Genomic DNA, 16,883 nt, shown 5'->3' on the forward strand with positions numbered 1-16,883 from the left:
GCCGGCGCCCCCGCCCGCCCGGGGGGGCCGCGGGCCGGCCCCGAGGGGGGGTCCCGGGGGGGGGGGCCCCCCCGGGGCGGCCCCCCACCGCCGTTTCGTCACGATTGGCCGGATCGGCCGGAAGCCGCTCAGGGGGCCTCCTCGTCCAGCCGGGGGAGGTGCGGCAGGATGTCCGGCATGACGTCGAGCGCTCCTGACGAATCCGTCGGCCAGATCGGGCCCATCGAGGCCGCCGGGGCGGCTCCGGCAGCGCCCGGCAAGGCCTCCGCCGCCCCCGAGGTGGCCCCGCCACCGGCCAACACCGTGGTCGTCCCGGCGGACGAGGACCCGGTCGCCGCGGCCGGCAGCGAGGTGATCGGCGGCCCGCCCGGCCGGCGCGCGCTGCTCGGTGTCTCCTGGTGGATCCCGGCGCGCTTCCTGGCGCTGGTGGTGATCGTGGTCTCGGTGCTGGGCATGGCGCAGAAGCTGCCCTGCTACGACGGCGCCTGGTTCCAGCCGGGGTCGCCGCAGTACATCCACGCCTGCTACAGCGACATCCCGCACCTGTTCGGCGGGCGCGGCTTCGCGGCCGGGCTGCACCCGTACGTGGACCGGATCCCGGGCACCTCCGGCGATCTGCAGTTCCTCGAGTACCCGGTGCTGACCGGTCTGTTCATGCAGGTCGCGGCCTGGCTGACGCCCGGCGGCGGCACCCAGCAGAGCCAGGAGCAGTGGTTCTGGGCGATCAACGCCGGCCTGCTGATGGCCTGCGCGGTGGTCGCGGTGGTCGCGGTCTCCCGGACCCACCGGCGCCGCCCGTGGGACGCCCTGCTGTTCGCGCTCGCCCCCGGCCTGCTGCTGAACTCCACCGTCAACTGGGACCTCCTGGCGGTCGCGCTGGCCGCCGTCGCGCTGGCCTGGTGGGCCGGATCGCGGCCGCTCTGGGCCGGTGTCTTCATCGGCCTGGCCACCGCCGCCAAGCTCTACCCGCTGCTGCTGCTCGGCCCGCTGGTGATGCTCTGCTGGCGGGCCGGCAAGTGGCGCGAGTGCCGGGCGCTGCTGGGCGGTGCGGTCGGTGCCTGGCTGCTGGTGAACCTGCCGATCATGCTGGCCAACTGGCAGGGCTGGTCGACCTTCTACGTCTTCAGCAAGCACCGCAAGGAGGACTACGGCTCCTTCTGGCTGATCCTGATGCAGACCCGGGGCGTGGGGCTGGCCAACCTCGACCTCGTCATCGGGGTGCTGATGGTGCTCGGCTGCCTGGGGATAGGGTGGCTCGCCCTCTCGGCGCCCCGCCGCCCGCGCGTCACGCAGCTGGCCTTCCTGGTGGTGGCCGCGTTCGTCCTGGTCAACAAGGTGTACTCGCCGCAGTACGTGCTCTGGCTGATCCCGCTCGCGGTGCTGGCCCGGCCGCGCTGGCGGGACTTCCTGATCTGGCAGGCCTGCGAGGTGCTCTACACCCTGGGCATCTGGTCCCACCTGGGCTTCGTCACCGGGCCCAAGCAGCACGGGATCGGCGACTCCTGGTACCACTTCGCCATCGTGCTGCACCTGCTCGGCACGCTCTACCTGGTCGTCATGGTGATCCGCGACGTGCTGCTGCCGGACCGCGACCCGGTGCGCTGGGACGGCAGCGACGACCCGTCCGGCGGGGTGCTCGACCAGGCCCCGGACGTCTTCGTGCTCGGCAACGCCCGGCAGCTGCGCGAGGAGGCCAGCTACGCCGGGTACGCGCCGGCCGGTCCGGAGCAGTGGCAGTGGCTCGACGAGCCGCACGCCCCGGAACCGGCCGACAGCACCAGGCCGTAGCGGCGGCTAGGTTCCGTCCGGGCGATCATGTGACTATCGCCTGCCTTGCTCGTTGGTCCGGGCATGGGGCGGGGAGATCTTACGGATGCCGAGTGGGAACGGCTGCGGCCGTTCCTGCCGGTCAGCAACAGGCGTTGTGGTCGGTGGCGGGACCATCGGCAGGTGATCGACGGGATTCTGCATCGGGTGCGGACCGGTGTGCACTGGCGTGATCTGCCCGAGCGGTTCGGGCCGTGGAAGACGGTCTACGAGCGCCATCGACTGTGGTCGGCAGACGGGACCTGGGAGCGTCTGCTCCAGCGGGTCCAGGCGGAAGCGGACGAGGCCGGCGACATCGACTGGGACATCTCGGTCGACTCCACCATCGTCCGGGCCCACCAGCACGCGGCCGGTGCCCGCACCGATCCGCCACCAGCCCTCGCGCCAAAGGGGGCTGGGCCGGGAGAACACCAGGACGAGACGCCTGGCAGAGCCTCGTCGCCCGCCTGGCGGAGGTGGTGGCGGAGGCGAGGGCCTGGGCCGCTCGCGCGGCGGCTTCACCACCAAGGTCCACCTGAGCGCGGACGGCCGCTGCCGCCCGCTATCCCTGATCATCACTGCGGGGCAGCGGGCGGACTGCACGCAGTTCGAGCCCGTGCTGGAGAAGATCCGTGTCCCGCGGACCGGTCCGGGCAGGCCTCGCAAGAGGCCCGACAGCCTGGCCGCCGACAAGGGCTACAGCAACGGGCCGTGCCGCGACTACCTGCGCAGACGCGGCATCCGGCACACCATCCCGGAGAAGACCGACAGCCGGGCCGCCCGCCTGCGCAAAGGCTCACGCGGCGGGCGACCGCCGGGCTTCGACGAGGAGCGGTACAGGAAACGCAACACCGTCGAACGGGCCATCAACAAACTCAAGCACGCCAGAGCCGTCGCCACCCGATACGACAAACGCCGATACGTCTACCTCGGCACCGTCACCGCAGCAGCCCTCGTCATCTGGCTCCGCACATGATCGCCCGGACGGAACCTAGCGGTCCACCACGCGGTCGAAGTGCGTGGTGGTGTGCCGGACCTGGAGGGTCAGCTCGTCGCCGACCGCCGGCGGCTTGGTCTCGCCGTCCAGGAGGAGCAGCGAGACCTGCATGTGCGGCGGCTCGGCGAACCAGAGCTGCTTGCCGGCCCAGTTGAACGGCGACTTGGTCTTGTTGACCGTCGCCAGGCCGGCCCGGGCGATCCCCTTGGCCCGCGAGGACATGCCCTGCACGTACTTGGGCGCCTCCAGGCCGATGCCGTGCGCGGTGCCGCCGGCGACCACCAGCAGGTGGCCGTCGGACGGCGCCGGGTGCTGGCGGTAGCCGTAGCGGTCGCCCTTGGCGACCGGGGTGACGTCCAGGACCGTCGCCCGGACCTCCAGGGCGCCGTGGTCGCCGAGCCAGAGCCGGGTGCCGATCCGGGCCCGGAAGACGGTGTCCGGGTAGCGCCGGCCCAGCTCCTCCATGCCCGCCGCGCCGAGGTGGCTGACGAACACGGTGTGCACCGGCACCCCGGCCGCCCGGGCGGTGTCCACCCAGTGGGCGACCTCGTCCACCGGGGAGGAGCCGTCCGGCCGGTCCATCGGCAGGTGCAGCGCCAGACCCTCGAAGGAGACGCCCTCCAGTTCGGCGGCCGCCACCGGGAGGTCGGCCGCGCTCACGCCGTGCCGGCGCATGGTGGTCATGCACTCCAGCACCACCCGGGAGCCGCGCAGCGCGCGCAGCCCGTCCAGGTTCGCCACCGTCCGGATCACCCGGGCGTGCGGCAGCGGCAGGACCTCCTCGCCGACCCGGTACGGGGTGAGGACCAGCAGCTCGCCGCCGTACCAGTCGGCCGCGTCGGCCGCCTCGTACGCGGTGCCGACGGCCAGCACACCGGTGCCGAGGAGGGTCGCCTCCTCGGCCAGCCGGTGGTTGCCCAGGCCGTAGCCGTTGCCCTTCGCCACCGGCACCAGGCCGGGGAACTCGGCCAGGACGGAGCGCTGGTGGGTGCGCCAGCGTTCGGTGTCGAGATAGAGCGACAGCGTCATCGGGTCATCTCCCAGAGGGTGTTGGGCACGGCGGGGCGCGGGCTGCTCAGCGGCGCGACATGTAGAGGTCGAGTGCCTTGTGCAGCAGCTTGTTGAGCGGGAAGTCCCACTCGCCGAGGTACTCGGCGGCCTGGCCGCCGGTGCCGACCTTGAACTGGATCAGGCCGAACAGGTGGTCGTCCTCGTCCAGGGTGTCGCTGATGCCGCGCAGGTCGTACACGCCGCCGCCGAGCGCGTACGAGTCGCGCATCATCCGCCACTGGATGGCGTTGGACGGCTTGACCTCGCGCTTGTGGTTGGCCGAGGCGCCGTAGGAGTACCAGACGTGCTCGCCGACCACCAGCATCGTGGTCGCGGCCAGCGGCTCGCCCTCGTGGTAGGCGATGTAGAGCCGCATGCGGTTCGGGTCCTCGGCGGTGAGCGCCTTCCACATCCGCTGGAAGTACGCCAGCGGGCGCGGGGTGAACCTGTCCCGCTCGGCGGTCACCAGGTAGAGCTGGTGGAAGATCGGCAGCTCGTCGTAGCCGCCCTGGACCACCTCGACGCCGCTCTTCTCGGCCTTCTTGATGTTGCGCCGCCAGAGCTGGTTGAAGCCCTTCTGGATGTCGTCCAGCGAGCGGTTGGCCAGCGGCACCTGGAAGACGTAGCGCGGCTGGACGTCGCCGAAGCCGGCGCCGCCGTCGTCGCCCTGCAGCCAGCCGGCCTTGCGGAGCCGGTCGGCCACCTCGAAGGCGCGCGGCTCGTACCAGTCGGCCTCGACGTCGCGCAGGCGCTTGGCCTGCTTGGCGGCGATGGCCTCCTTGATGGTCGGCGCGTTCCAGCGGCGGATCACCACCGGCGGGCCCATCTTCACGGAGAACGCGCCCTGCGACTTCAGGTGCGCCAGCATCGGGGTGAGCCAGCGGTCCAGGTCGCGGTCGAACCAGTCGATGACCGGGCCCTCGGGCAGGTACGCCAGGTAGCGCTTGAGCTTCGGCAGCTGCCGGTAGAGCACCAGGCCGGCACCGACGATCTGGTTGGAGTCGTCGATCCAGCCGATCGACTCCGAGCGCCATTCGGCCTTCACATCGCCCCAGGACGGCACCTGCATGTGGCTGGCCGAGGCGCGGCTCCTGATGAAGGCGAGGTGCTCCTCGCGGGTGATCGTCCTCAGGCGCAGGCTCATGCTCGGTGCTCCTCGTCGGTCGGGCTCGGTGGGGGCCCCAGGTTCTCGGGGGTGACTTTATCCTCCGGGGCCCGTTCGGCTGCGGGCGCGGCAGCGCCCCCGCCGGGTACCTGTCTCCATCAGGTAGGTACGCGACGGGGGCGCCGAGGGTTCCTCGTGGAGCGGACGGGGCCGTTTTCTGTCGGGCGGGACGGGCCGGCGGACCGGCCGCCGGGAGGGTCAGCCCAGGAAGCCGCCGCGGGCGATACCCAGGTAGAGGCCCCACGCGGAGGCGACGACCGTGATCATGAGGACGAAGCGCTCGGCCGTGGTGACGGAGACGAACTGTCCCCAGAGGCCGGTGACGATGCCGAAGAGCCCGGTCCACGAGCTCACTGCGTGGAGGCCGTGGAAGAACGAGGTCGTGAAGGCCACCACGCCCAGGACGGCGGTGATGCCGACCAGGGTGTTCTCCCGGGGGTGCCGGTGGCCGTCGGTGTTCAGGGTGAGCGGGAGCCCGTGGATGGTCAGAGCCATGAGTCCTACCTCCTGGCAAGGAGACGAACGGGCAGGAAACCCGTTCCGTCCAGATTGCGGCGGTTGGGTGGGGATCACAACCCCTATGCGTTTTGTTCGTCCGTCCGAGTGCAGGTAGGCTGTGCCGTCTGCACTGGTGTAGTTGTGCCCCCTTGCGCCCTCTTCCGGGTCGGCGGGGCCCGATTGTCGGACCCGGCCGTTACGGTGGCCGGTGTCGTCACTACTCCGGTGCCGACGCTGCACAACCCTCCTGCCACGGAGAGACCGTGGCCGCTGAGTCCAAAGGAGGTGGGTTACTCATGCGTCACTACGAGCTGATGGTCATCCTCGACCCCTCGGTTGAGGAGCGCGCTGTCGCCCCCCTGATCGAGAACTTCCTCACCGTCGTCCGCAACGGCGGCGGCAAGGTGGAGAAGGTCGACACCTGGGGCCGTCGCCGTCTGGCTTACGAGATCAACAAGCAGTCCGAGGGCATCTACTCGGTCATCGACCTGAAGGCCACGCCTGAGGTCGTCAAGGAGCTCGACCGCCAGCTGGGCCTGAGCGAGTCGGTTCTGCGGACCAAGGTCCTGCGCCCGGACACCCACTGAGCCACCTCTGAGGCCCTCGGGCCTCGGGTAGCTCGCGTCCGCTGTTTCACGTGAAACAGCGGTGAACGGAACTCTTCCGGAGAGGTCATCACCACCATGGCAGGCGAGACCGTCATCACCCTCGTCGGCAATCTCGTCGACGACCCCGAGCTGCGCTTCACCCCGTCGGGTGCGGCGGTCGCGAAGTTCCGCATCGCGTCCACCCCCCGCACCTTCGACCGCCAGACGAACGAGTGGAAGGACGGCGAGAGCCTCTTCCTCACGTGCAACGTCTGGCGGCAGCCGGCGGAGAACGTGGCCGAGTCGCTGCAGCGCGGCATGCGCGTCATCGTGCAGGGCCGACTGCGCCAGCGGTCTTACGAGACCAAGGAAGGCGAGAAGCGGACGGTCTTCGAGGTCGAGGTCGACGAGGTGGGCCCGAGCCTGCGCTCGGCGACCGCGAAGGTCACCCGGGCCAACCGGTCCGGCGCTCCCGGTGGCGGCGGCTTCGGCGGCGGCCAGCAGGGCGGCGGCCAGGGCGGTAACTGGGGCGGCGGTGGCGGCCAGCAGGGCGGCGGCTGGGGTGGAAACTCCGGCGGCCAGTCCGGCCCGTCCGACGACCCGTGGGCGTCCAGCGCTCCCTCTGGTGGCAACCAGGGTGGCGGCAGCTGGGGCGCCCCGTCCGGTGGCGGCTTCTCGGAAGAGCCCCCGTTCTAAGAGCTGACAGATTTCGTGCGGCCCGGCGGCCGGCGTTGTGAGACGCCTGCCGGGCCGTGAACCCCAAATGGAGCACACAATGGCGAAGCCGCCTGCTCGCAAGCCGAAGAAGAAGGTTTGCGTCTTCTGCAAGGACAAGGTCAACTACGTTGACTACAAGGACACGAACCTGCTGCGGAAGTTCATCTCCGACCGCGGCAAGATCCGTGCCCGCCGGGTCACCGGCAACTGCACCCAGCACCAGCGTGACGTCGCCACGGCCGTGAAGAACAGCCGTGAGATGGCGCTGCTGCCCTACACCAGCACCGCGCGCTAAGAGAGGGTGACCAAGTAATGAAGATCATCCTCACGCACGAGGTGCCGGGTCTCGGCTCCGCCGGCGAGGTCGTCGAGGTCAAGGACGGCTACGCCCGCAACTTCCTGGTTCCGCGTGGCTTCGCCATCCGCTGGACCAAGGGTGGCCAGAAGGACGTCGACGCCATCCGTCGCGCCCGCAAGATCCACGAGATCCAGACCCTTGAGGCCGCCACCGAGGTCAAGGGCAAGCTGGAGGGCGTCCAGGTCAAGCTGGCCGTTCGTTCCGGCGAGGCCGGCCGTCTGTTCGGCTCGGTCACCCAGGCCGACGTCGTCGAGGCCATCAAGGCCGCCGGCGGCCCGGCCGTGGACAAGCGCGCCGTCGCGATCGCCTCGCCGATCAAGACCGTGGGCACCCACAAGGTCTCGGTCAAGCTGCACGCCGACGTCCAGGCCAACCTCGACGTCGCCGTCGTCGCTGCCTGAGTTCCGTAGCAGTGGCCTGAGGGCCGGTCTCCCCCGTCGGGGAGGCCGGCCCTCGGTCGTTCCCGCCGTCCGCGGCGCGTGGCGGTTCAGGCCCGCACGGCGCCGGTCACCAGCCACTCGCCGCCGCGGGCCCGCCAGGCCAGGAAGCCGCCGCGGACCAGCATGAAGAGGTTCATCGCCCACCAGAGCCCGGCCAGCCCGGTGCCGCTGGCCGGCACCGCGAAGGCCACCGGGGCGAAGACGGCCAGCGTGGCGAGCATCGCCCAGGCCAGGTAGGTGCCGTCCCCGGCGCCCATCAGCACGCCGTCCAGCACGAAGACCAGGCCGGCGACCGGCTGGCAGAGCGCGAGCAGCACCAGGACGGTGTTCAGCTGTGCCTGGACCGCCGGGTCGGGGGTGAACAGCGGGACGTAGAGCGGCCGGGCGGCCACGACCAGCAGGCCGAGTACCAGACCGGAGCCGACACCCCACTCGATCATCCGCCGGGTGGCCGCCTTCGCCCCCGGGACGTCCTCGGCGCCCAGGTAACGGCCGATGATGGCCTGGCCGGCGATCGCGATGGCGTCCAGCGCGAAGGCGATGAAGAGGAACACCGTCATGGCGATCTGGTGGGCCGCGATCTCGTCGTCGCCGAGGCCCGCCGCCACGGCGGTGGCGATCATCAGGATGGCGCGCAGGCTCAGCGTGCGGACCATCAGCGGGCCGCCGGCCCGGGCACAGGCCCGGATGCCGGCCGCGTCCGGCCGCAGCGAGGCGCGCTCCCGGCGGGCCCCGCGCACCACCACGAACAGGTAGGCGCCGGCCATCCCGGTCTGCGCCAGCACCGTGCCCCAGGCCGAGCCGGCCACGCCGAGCCCGGCGCCGTAGACCAGGCCGGCGTTCAGGCCGAGGTTGGCGGTGAAGCCCGCCACGGCGACCAGCAGCGGGGTCCGGGTGTCCTGGAGCCCGCGCAGCACACCGGTGGCGGCCATCACCATCAGCATCGCCGGGATGCCGAGGGCGCTGATCCGCAGGTACGTCACGGCGTACGGCGCGGCGGTGGCCGAGGCGCCCAGGACGTCGGCCACCCACGGCGCCAGCAGCAGGGTCAGGGCGACCACGCCGGCCGAGAGCGCCAGGGCGAGCCAGATGCCGTCGATCCCCTGCTGGACGGCGGCGCGGCGGTCCCCGGCGCCGATCCGGCGGGCGACCGCCGCCGTGGTGGCGTAGGCGAGGAAGACGAAGACCCCGGTGGCGGTGGTGAGCGCGGCCGAGGCGACGCCGACACCGGCCAACTGCGCGGTGCCGAGGTGGCCCACGATGGCCGAGTCGGCCATCAGGAACAGCGGCTCGGCGACCAGGGCGCCGAAGGCCGGGACGGCGAGGGCGAGGATCTCCCGGTCGTGCCGGCGGCGGTCGGTGGTGGAGGCGGTCATGCGGTCAAGGCTACTCATCCACAGGTAATGAGCACCAGCCGGTTTGAGGTGTTACTCGAAATCCTGAGCGACGGCTGCGGTGCGGTGTGTGTCCACGGCCACCCGGGTGTGTGTGAAGAATTTCTCATGCACAGCCCCTGGAAGGGGTAGTCGCAGGTCAGCTGGTTGACGGTGGATCGATGGTCTGGTTATCCACAGGTCTTTCCACAGGGGTGTCCACAGGTTTGCGGCACTTCTCCACAGCCTCGGGGCGCTCGTCCACACCCCCTGTGGATAACCGCCTTGGCCGAAGGGCTCCCGGCGCCTTAGCGTGGGCTTTCCGGCCGACACTCCCGCCCCGCCCCGGCGTCCGACCCGTCGGTGCGGTGGTTGTAGAAATGCGGTGGCGCACCATGGGAAGCGCGGCTTCGCTCCACCCAGCCACCGGCAAGGCCCGCTCCAACTCGCACCACTGCTGATCGGGGAACACGCGTGACCGGCCCCCAGTACGACGACCACGACGCCCCGCCGCCGGAGGAGGACTGGCCCACGGCCGAGGACCCCTTCCCCGCCGGAGCCTTCGCCGACGTGCCGTTCCCGGACGGCCCCGGCGACCGGCTGCCGGTCTCGCGCGGGCGCGGCAACGGCGGCGGCCAGGGGGGCGGCCAGGGCGGTTTCCAGAAGGGTGGCAAGGGCTCCGGGGGCTTCCAGCGCGACGGCAAGCGGCGCCAGGGCGACGACGAGCGTCCCGAGGGCGTCGACGGCTTCGAGCGGGTCCCCCCGCAGGACCTCGCCGCCGAGCAGTCCGTCCTCGGCGGCATGCTGCTCTCCAAGGACGCCATCGCCGACGTCGTCGAGGTGCTCAAGCCGGCCGACTACTACCGGCCCGCCCACGAGCTGATCCACGGCGCGATCCTCGACCTCTACGCCCGCGGCGAGCCGGCCGACCCGATCACCGTGGCCGGCGAGCTGACCAAGCGCGGCGAACTCACCAGGGTCGGCGGCCCGGGGTACCTGCACACCCTGGTCAACTCCGTCCCGACCGCGGCCAACGCCGAGTACTACGCCGAGATCGTCCACGAGCGCGCGGTGCTGCGCCGGCTGGTCGAGGCCGGCACCCGGATCGCCGGCATGGGCTACGCCGCCGAGGGCGACGTCGACGAGATCGTCAACGCGGCCCAGGCCGAGATCTACGCCGTCACCGAGCAGCGCACCAACGAGGACTACGCGCCGCTCGCCGACATCATGGAGGGCGCCCTCGACGAGATCGAGGCGATCGGCTCCCGCAACGGCCAGATGTCCGGCGTCCCGACCGGCTTCGCCGACTTCGACCAGCTGACCAACGGCCTGCACCCCGGCCAGATGATCGTCATCGCCGCCCGTCCGGCCATGGGAAAGTCCACCCTGGCGCTGGACTTCGCCCGGGCCTGCTCGATCCACAACAAGCTGCCGAGCGTGATCTTCTCGCTCGAAATGGGGCGCAACGAGATCGCCATGCGTCTGCTCTCCGCCGAGGCCCGGGTCGCCCTGCACCACATGCGGTCCGGGAACATGACGGACGACGACTGGACGCGGGTCGCCCGCCGGATGCCGGACGTCAGCGAGGCGCCGCTCTTCATCGACGACTCTCCGAACCTGTCGATGATGGAGATCCGCGCCAAGTGCCGCCGGCTCAAGCAGCGCAACGACATCAAGCTGGTCGTCATCGACTACCTCCAGCTGATGCAGTCCGGCGGCTCCCGCCGGGCCGAGAACCGTCAGCAGGAGGTCTCCGACATGTCGCGAAACCTGAAGCTGCTGGCCAAGGAGCTGGAGGTCCCGGTGATCGCGCTCTCCCAGCTGAACCGTGGTCCCGAGCAGCGCACCGACAAGCGGCCGATGGTCTCCGACCTGCGTGAGTCCGGCTCGATCGAGCAGGACGCCGACATGGTCATCCTGCTCCACCGCGAGGACGCGTACGAGAAGGAGTCCCCGCGCGCGGGCGAGGCCGACCTGATCGTCGCCAAGCACCGAAACGGTCCGACGGCCACCATCACCGTGGCTTTCCAGGGTCACTATTCCCGCTTTGTCGACATGACGAGGGACTGACCGTTTCCTGCCCCGGTCCCGTTGTGGGGCAAGGAAATTGTCTTTGTTTCGTACCCGGGCCTTCTGTACTCTGTGCGAGCGTTATTTGATGATCATTCAATAACCCTTGGGGGGTACGGTGCCTCGCCACCGTCTTATCGTCATCGCGGCCGCCGTTGCGGCCGGTGTCGCCTTCGTTCCGGGTCTGGCCCAGGCCGCCGGTTCGCCCGCTCCCTCCGCCGGTTCCCATGGTGCTAGCACCACGCCGGTGAACAAGATCTCCAGCTCGGCGTTCAAGACCGTCAGCAGCCCCGTCGAGTCCTCGGTCGCGAAGCCGCGCGCGGCCGCGCCGTCCGCCCAGAACGGGCCCGCCGCGCAGGAGACCGCGGGCGCCCCGGCCGCCACCCCCAACCTGGGGACCAGCGTGCTGGTGCAGGGCACCACCGCCTACGGCGTCAGCCTGAAGGCCGACATCGTCAGCGACCCCGTCGCCGTCAACGTCGTGATCTCGTGGGGCGACGGCACCACGACCCAGGCGTCCACCAACGGCACCAGCACGGTCGAGCGCACGCACACCTACGCGAAGCTCGGCGTGTACGACGTCAAGGTGGAGCTCTCCACCGCCACCGCCACCGCGTCCAACGGCGTGACCATCGCGACCCCGGGTTCGGCCTACACCCCGGCCGGTCCGGCGCGTCTGCTGGACACCCGTGACGGCACCGGCGTGGGTTCCGCCGCCAAGGTGCTGCCCGACCACGCCGTCCAGGTGAAGATCGCCGGCAACGCCGGGGTCCCGGCCGGGGTCACCGCCGTGGCGCTCAACATCACGGTCACCGACCCGGTCGGCGGCGCGGGCCACATCATCGCGTACCCGGACGGCACCGAGCGGCCGACCACGTCGAACGTCAACTACACCGAGGGCCAGACCGTCCCGAACCTGGCCATCGTCCCGGTCGGCGCCGACGGCTACGTCACCCTGTTCAACCGCGGTGCGGCCTCGGTGGACCTGATCGCCGACATCGCCGGCTACTTCAGCCACGCCCCGGCCGCCGGCTACACCGGCGTCTCCCCCACCCGCGTGGTCGACACCCGGGAGGGCCTCGGCACCGCCCGCGGCCAGGTCGCCGGCTGGACGTCGTTCCCGGTCCAGGTGCGCGGCGCCGCCGGCGTTCCGTCCGGGGCCAAGGCCGTGGCGCTCAACGTCACCGTGACGGACCCGAAGACCGACGGTCACCTGACCGTCTACCCGGGCGGCCAGGCTGCCCCGACCGCCTCCAACGTGAACTTCCGCGCCGGTCAGACCGTCGCCAACTCGGTGATCGTGCCGATCGGCGCCGACGGCCGGATCCAGGTGCTCAACGGCGCCGGGGGCGGGTCCGACGTGATCGTGGACGTCGTCGGCTACTACAGCGACGACAGCAAGAGCGCCTTCCTGCCGGTCCAGCCGCTGCGTCTGCTGGACACCCGCGAGGCCTCCTGGGGCATGGGCCCGCTGAACGGCCAGAACTACATCTACATGCCGCTGTCGGACGGGCTCCCGCAGTTCACCGGCTTCGTGCTCAACAGCACGGTGACCAACACCAAGGACGCCGGCCACCTGGCCGTCTTCCCGGACCCGAACAGCATCGACCGGTACAACAACGGCACGGCGACCCTGCCGGTCAAGCCGAACATCTCCACGCTCAACTGGAAGGCCGGGGACACCGTCCCGAACCTCGTCCAGGCGAACCCCGGGGTCAACGGCATCGTCGACTTCTGGAACGCCAGCGGCGGCGACATCGACCTCGTCGTCGACATGTTCGGCGTCTACCAGAACAACTGATCCGCGGGGGATGACCTCGTAGCCCCGGGGGCGGCCGTCGCAACGGCCGCCCCCGGGCGCTTCACGGGGCCCGGACCCGGCTGCGGAGCCGGTGCTCTGGGGACGACGGGTTCCGGTGGATGGACTACTGTCCTCGCCGTGACTCAAATACGACTGCGGCTTCCCGGTAGAGCCGGAGGGACTACGCGAGGGGCGGCGGCCGTAGGAGCCGGATCCCGGCTCGGATGGCTCGACGCCCTGCGGGGTCTGGCCGCCCTGATGGTGGCACTGCACCACTTCGGCATCCTCGAAATGCTGCCGTTCGGCGGCGCGATCTGGGGGCACTTCGACCTGGGTCTGTACGGTGTGATGCTGTTCTTCCTGGTCAGCGGCTACATCATCCCGGCCTCGCTGGAACGCCGGGGTGACGTCCGGGCCTTCTGGGTGGGGCGCCTGTTCCGCATCTACCCGGCGCTGATCGCCACCTTCGCGGTGTCGCTCATGATGCTGCCCGAGGGCGACGGCTCGGTGGCGCTGTTCCGCACCGGCCACAACCTCATCTCGCTCGTCGCGAACGCGACGATGCTCCAGGACATGCTGAACGTGGTCAACGGCATGGGCGTGACCTGGACGCTCACCTACGAGATGATCTTCTACTTCCTCGTCACCGGCCTGTTCACCCTCGGCTGGCACAAGCGCAGCAGCAGCTTCGCCGTCGGCTTCGCCGCCGTGGGGCTGGTGTTCGGCGGTTCGCTCGCCACCACCACGATCACCCACGACCTGGACACGACCCGCAACCTCGTCCTGGCGGCGGCCCTGATCGTGGTGATGGGCTACGCCTGCATGCTCAGCGGCAACCCGGTGCTGACCCGCACCGGCGCTGTCCTGGTGGCCGGGCTCGGAGCCGTGCTGCTGCTCAACAACAGCCGGGCCCCCGTCTTCGAGACCCTGCTGATCTTCGCCACGATGTTCGCCGGCACGGTGCTGTACCGGGCCGAGCACGGCCAGATCGACCGCCTGCAGGCGTGGCTGTGCTGCGGGTTCGTGGTGGTCGCGGGAGTGGCGATCGGCTGGATGTACAACCGCAACGGCGTCGAGCAGAACACCTGGACCTCGGGCTGGATCGCCTGGTCGGCGTCCTACACCGGGGCCTGGGCGACCTTCCTCGGCGGGATGGCGCTGCGCAAGCGGCGGTTCCCGAAGGTGCTCACCTGGCTCGGCGCGGTCAGCTTCTCGCTGTACCTGCTCCACATCCCGCTGCTGCACACCATCGCCCCGCTGCTGGCGCACCCGGCTCCGACCACGCCCGGTGCGAAGACGCTGTGGGTGCTGGAGTACCTGGCCATCGCGCTGACCGCCGCCTACCTGATGTACCGGCTGGTGGAGCTGCCCTTCCAGAAGCTGGGCCGCAAGCTGCTGAAGGCGGTCGAGCGGCGGTTCCCCGGCGGGCCGCCGGCCGCGCCGGAGGGCTCCGCCCGTCCGGGGGCGGCCCGGGTGCCCGCCGAACCCGTCCGGATACCGGCCGAGGTCGGCTCCGGCACGAGCTGATCCCGGCTGATCCCGGAGCCGGACCGTAGGTGGGCGGTCGGCCGCGTGAGAGACGCGGCCGGCCGCCCACCGGCGTTCCCGGGTACCGCCCCGCCCCGGGGCGCGGCCGTCAGAGGGTGACGGTGGCGCGGAAGAGCGTCGCGCCGGTGCCGGTCAGCCTGGTGCCGGTGCCGGTCGCGGGGAGGAAGGCGGACTCACCGCTCGCGAGGTCCAGGGTGGTGCCGTCGGCGGCGGTGAGGCGGGCGGTGCCGGCGGTGCAGAGCAGGATCTGCGGGCCCCGGCCGTCGATCTCGCGCTCGCGCCCGTCCAGGGTGAAGCGGGAGAGCCGGAACTCGTCGATCGGGACGGGGTAGAGCTCCTCGCCGGGGGTGGCGTCGACGGCGGTCGGGAGCAGCAGGTCCGGGGCGCCGGAGGAGAACTCGACGACCTTGAGCAGTTCCGGCACGTCGATGTGCTTGGGGGTGAGGCCGGCCCGCAGCACGTTGTCGGAGTTGGCCTGCAGCTCGACGCAGGAGCCGTGCAGATAGGCGTGCGGCACGCCGGCGCCGAGGTAGAGCGCCTGGCCGGCCCGGAGCCGGACGGCGTTGAGCAGCAGCGCGGCGATCAGGCCGCGGTCGCCGGGGAAGTCGCGGGTGATCCGGGTGTACAGCGCGTACGGGCCGTCCGGGTCCCCGGCGGCGGCCTTGTCGACCGCCTCCGCGGTGTCCCGGACGGTCGCGGCGGCGGTGGCCCCGTCCATGGTGAGGATCGCGGCCAGGGTGCCGCGCAGCGCCTCGGACTCGTCCTCGGCGCCCAGCAGGGCGATCAGCGGGTCGAGCGCCGGCACCTGGAGCCCGGCCATCACGGCGGCCGCGCCGGCCGGGGTGCGGAAGCCGCAGAGGCCGTCGAAGTCACCGAGTGCGCAGATGAGTTCGGGCTTGTGGTTGGCGTCGCGGTAGCTGCGGTGCGGGGCGTCCAGGGGGATGCCCAGGGCGTTCTCCGCGGCGTACCCGGCCCGGGCCTGGTCGAGGCTCGGGTGGGCCTGGATCGAGAGCGGGAGGCCGGCGGTCAGGACCTTGAACAGGAACGGGAGCACCGGGCCGAACCGGGCCACGGTGGCGGCGCCCAGCTCGCCCTCGGGGTCGGCGGCGATCAGCTCGTCCAGGGGACGGGGGCCGTCACCGCGGTCGGCCCGTGAGGGTGCGCCGGGGTGGGCGCCCATCCAGAGCTCGGCCTGCGGTTCACCGGTGGGTTCCTGCCCGAGCAGCTCCGGGAGTGCGGTGACCGACCCCCAGGCGTACGGGCGGACAGTGTTGACGAGCCTGTCCATGCGCGCGGTCCTGCTCCTCTGCTGCAGTGGCTGGTGTGCCGGATCGCCGGTTCGCCGGAGGCGGACCCGCGTGCGGGCGGTCCGGGCAAAGGCCGGGCATCGACCCTAGCCGACCGGTGCCGCCACCGGGGAAACGGCCGGGGCGGGCGGGGAGTGCCGTAGCCGTACCGGCGGCCCGAGGGCGCGGTAGTAGGATGCCAGGACGCAGTGGTTTCCCACAGTGGTGACCAACTCGGCGGGATGCCGAAGGGGACTGCGTTCCAGAGCCCGACACCGGCCGAGAGGTTTGTACGTGACCGTGAACCAGCAGAGTTTTGCTGATCTCGGCAGGGTGCTGGTGATCATTCCGACGTTCAACGAGGCGGAGAACGTCGAGCGGATCGTCGGCCGGGTCCGTGCCGCGGTGCCCGAGGCCCACGTCCTGGTCGCCGACGACAACAGCCCCGACGGCACCGGTGAGCTGGCCGACAAGCTGGCCGCCGAGGACCTGAACGTGCACGTCATGCACCGGCTGGGCAAGGAAGGCCTGGGCGCCGCCTACCTGGCCGGGTTCGCCTGGGGCATCGAGCACGGCTACGACGTCCTGGTCGAGATGGACGCGGACGGTTCGCACCAGCCCGAGGAGCTCGACCGGCTGCTGGGCGCGCTGCGCGGCGCCGACCTGGTGCTGGGCTCGCGCTGGGTGCCGGGCGGCCGGGTGGTGAACTGGCCGAAGTCGCGGCTGCTGCTCTCGCGCGGCGGGTCGACGTACTCGCGGCTGATGCTGAACGTGCCGATCCGCGACGTCACCGGCGGCTACCGGGCGTTCCGCAAGGAGACCCTGCTCGGCCTGGGCATGGACGAGGTCGCCTCGGCCGGCTACTGCTTCCAGGTCGACCTGGCCTGGCGGACGGTCAAGGCCGGCTTCAAGGTGGCCGAGGTGCCGATCACCTTCGTCGAGCGCGAGCTGGGCGCGTCCAAGATGAGCCGGCACATCGTGATCGAGGCGCTCTGGCGGGTCACGGCCTGGGGCGTCACCGACCGGATCGCCAAGCTGACCGGCCGCCGTGCCGGCCGCAAGGGCTGACGGTCGCACAAGAACGAGAACAAGAGCAAGAACAAGAACAGAGCCGACCCGGCGGCAGAGCCGGGACGGTGGAGAAGTCGAAGAGGGGAGCGGGCCCCCCGGGGGGAGTCAGCGGGGCC

At 71.2% G+C, this 16,883-nt stretch carries 14 protein-coding genes and 1 pseudogene; 10 read left to right on the top strand and 5 right to left on the bottom strand.

The annotated features are described in order from the left end of the window. The first annotated feature begins 177 nt into the window (after positions 1-177). Together ACFC1F_RS37785 and ACFC1F_RS37790 are read left to right on the top strand one after the other, a co-directional pair. Positions 178-1,788: a glycosyltransferase family 87 protein gene (locus tag ACFC1F_RS37785; RefSeq protein WP_376165448.1), complete on the top strand. Its 1,611-nt coding sequence runs from the start codon at positions 178-180 to the stop codon at positions 1,786-1,788. Positions 1,789-1,851: 63 nt separating this feature from the next. Continuing rightward, positions 1,852-2,782, top strand: a pseudogene (locus ACFC1F_RS37790) (IS5 family transposase). A 15-nt stretch (positions 2,783-2,797) separates the two neighbouring features. Here ACFC1F_RS37790 and ACFC1F_RS37795 read toward each other — a convergent pair. From ACFC1F_RS37795 to ACFC1F_RS37805, 3 genes are all read right to left on the bottom strand, one after another. Further along, the gene (locus ACFC1F_RS37795) at positions 2,798-3,832 is read right to left on the bottom strand and encodes an alanine racemase (protein WP_209415677.1); all 1,035 of its coding nucleotides are present in this window, start codon (positions 3,830-3,832) and stop codon (positions 2,798-2,800) included. Between the two features lie 46 nt (positions 3,833-3,878). Then, positions 3,879-4,997: a peptidoglycan bridge formation glycyltransferase FemA/FemB family protein gene (locus ACFC1F_RS37800; RefSeq protein ID WP_209415676.1), complete on the bottom strand. Its 1,119-nt coding sequence runs from the start codon at positions 4,995-4,997 to the stop codon at positions 3,879-3,881. Positions 4,998-5,216: 219 nt separating this feature from the next. Next, positions 5,217-5,513: a hypothetical protein gene (locus ACFC1F_RS37805; protein ID WP_209415675.1), complete on the bottom strand. Its 297-nt coding sequence runs from the start codon at positions 5,511-5,513 to the stop codon at positions 5,217-5,219. Between the two features lie 299 nt (positions 5,514-5,812). Here ACFC1F_RS37805 and rpsF point away from each other — a divergent pair, with 299 nt between their 5' ends. The 4 genes from rpsF (at position 5,813) to rplI (ending at position 7,579) form a co-directional block, all read left to right on the top strand. After that, complete coding sequence (rpsF, locus tag ACFC1F_RS37810; RefSeq protein ID WP_148643846.1) at positions 5,813-6,103, top strand: 30S ribosomal protein S6; 291 nt, start codon at positions 5,813-5,815, stop codon at positions 6,101-6,103. A gap of 96 nt (positions 6,104-6,199) precedes the next feature. Next, the gene (locus ACFC1F_RS37815) at positions 6,200-6,799 is read left to right on the top strand and encodes a single-stranded DNA-binding protein (RefSeq protein ID WP_148643847.1); all 600 of its coding nucleotides are present in this window, start codon (positions 6,200-6,202) and stop codon (positions 6,797-6,799) included. A 79-nt stretch (positions 6,800-6,878) separates the two neighbouring features. Further along, a complete protein-coding gene (gene rpsR, locus ACFC1F_RS37820) occupies positions 6,879-7,115 on the top strand; it encodes a 30S ribosomal protein S18 (RefSeq protein WP_030304537.1) in 237 nt (78 codons plus the stop codon). A gap of 17 nt (positions 7,116-7,132) precedes the next feature. Beyond that, a complete protein-coding gene (rplI, locus tag ACFC1F_RS37825; protein ID WP_209415674.1) occupies positions 7,133-7,579 on the top strand; it encodes a 50S ribosomal protein L9 in 447 nt (148 codons plus the stop codon). Positions 7,580-7,665: 86 nt separating this feature from the next. Here the strand turns inward: rplI and ACFC1F_RS37830 are convergent, their stop codons facing one another. Further along, the gene (locus ACFC1F_RS37830) at positions 7,666-8,994 is read right to left on the bottom strand and encodes an MATE family efflux transporter (RefSeq protein WP_209415673.1); all 1,329 of its coding nucleotides are present in this window, start codon (positions 8,992-8,994) and stop codon (positions 7,666-7,668) included. A gap of 567 nt (positions 8,995-9,561) precedes the next feature. Between ACFC1F_RS37830 and dnaB the strand changes: the two genes are divergently transcribed. The 3 genes from dnaB to ACFC1F_RS37845 all read left to right on the top strand — a co-directional run bounded on the left by dnaB (position 9,562) and on the right by ACFC1F_RS37845 (position 14,389). Continuing rightward, entirely contained in the window at positions 9,562-11,061 is a 1,500-nt protein-coding gene (gene dnaB / locus ACFC1F_RS37835) for a replicative DNA helicase (protein WP_376165460.1), read from the top strand. Positions 11,062-11,308: 247 nt separating this feature from the next. Beyond that, positions 11,309-12,862 carry a hypothetical protein gene (locus ACFC1F_RS37840; protein WP_376165451.1) on the top strand — a complete coding sequence of 518 codons (1,554 nt, stop codon included), beginning with the start codon at positions 11,309-11,311 and terminating at the stop codon, positions 12,860-12,862. Between the two features lie 138 nt (positions 12,863-13,000). Beyond that, entirely contained in the window at positions 13,001-14,389 is a 1,389-nt protein-coding gene (locus ACFC1F_RS37845; protein WP_376165453.1) for an acyltransferase family protein, read from the top strand. A 109-nt stretch (positions 14,390-14,498) separates the two neighbouring features. Here ACFC1F_RS37845 and manA read toward each other — a convergent pair whose 3' ends face one another. Then, positions 14,499-15,698 carry a mannose-6-phosphate isomerase, class I gene (gene manA, locus ACFC1F_RS37850; RefSeq protein WP_376165455.1) on the bottom strand — a complete coding sequence of 400 codons (1,200 nt, stop codon included), beginning with the start codon at positions 15,696-15,698 and terminating at the stop codon, positions 14,499-14,501. A 292-nt stretch (positions 15,699-15,990) separates the two neighbouring features. Between manA and ACFC1F_RS37855 the strand changes: the two genes are divergently transcribed. Further along, positions 15,991-16,764 (top strand): polyprenol monophosphomannose synthase, encoded by a 774-nt coding sequence (locus tag ACFC1F_RS37855; RefSeq protein ID WP_376165458.1) that lies wholly within the window; start codon positions 15,991-15,993, stop codon positions 16,762-16,764. Positions 16,765-16,883 lie beyond the last annotated feature (119 nt).

Source organism: Kitasatospora sp. NPDC056181 (assembly GCF_042266225.1).
GTDB lineage: Bacteria > Actinomycetota > Actinomycetes > Streptomycetales > Streptomycetaceae > Kitasatospora.

Coding starts and splice junctions, on each gene's coding strand:
- ACFC1F_RS37785 (WP_376165448.1), top strand. CDS start 178: ATGACGTCGAGCGCTCCTGACGAATCCGTCGGCCAGATCGGGCCCATC.
- ACFC1F_RS37795 (WP_209415677.1), bottom strand. CDS start 3,832: ATGACGCTGTCGCTCTATCTCGACACCGAACGCTGGCGCACCCACCAG.
- ACFC1F_RS37800 (WP_209415676.1), bottom strand. CDS start 4,997: ATGAGCCTGCGCCTGAGGACGATCACCCGCGAGGAGCACCTCGCCTTC.
- ACFC1F_RS37805 (WP_209415675.1), bottom strand. CDS start 5,513: ATGGCTCTGACCATCCACGGGCTCCCGCTCACCCTGAACACCGACGGC.
- rpsF (WP_148643846.1), top strand. CDS start 5,813: ATGCGTCACTACGAGCTGATGGTCATCCTCGACCCCTCGGTTGAGGAG.
- ACFC1F_RS37815 (WP_148643847.1), top strand. CDS start 6,200: ATGGCAGGCGAGACCGTCATCACCCTCGTCGGCAATCTCGTCGACGAC.
- rpsR (WP_030304537.1), top strand. CDS start 6,879: ATGGCGAAGCCGCCTGCTCGCAAGCCGAAGAAGAAGGTTTGCGTCTTC.
- rplI (WP_209415674.1), top strand. CDS start 7,133: ATGAAGATCATCCTCACGCACGAGGTGCCGGGTCTCGGCTCCGCCGGC.
- ACFC1F_RS37830 (WP_209415673.1), bottom strand. CDS start 8,994: ATGACCGCCTCCACCACCGACCGCCGCCGGCACGACCGGGAGATCCTC.
- manA (WP_376165455.1), bottom strand. CDS start 15,698: ATGGACAGGCTCGTCAACACTGTCCGCCCGTACGCCTGGGGGTCGGTC.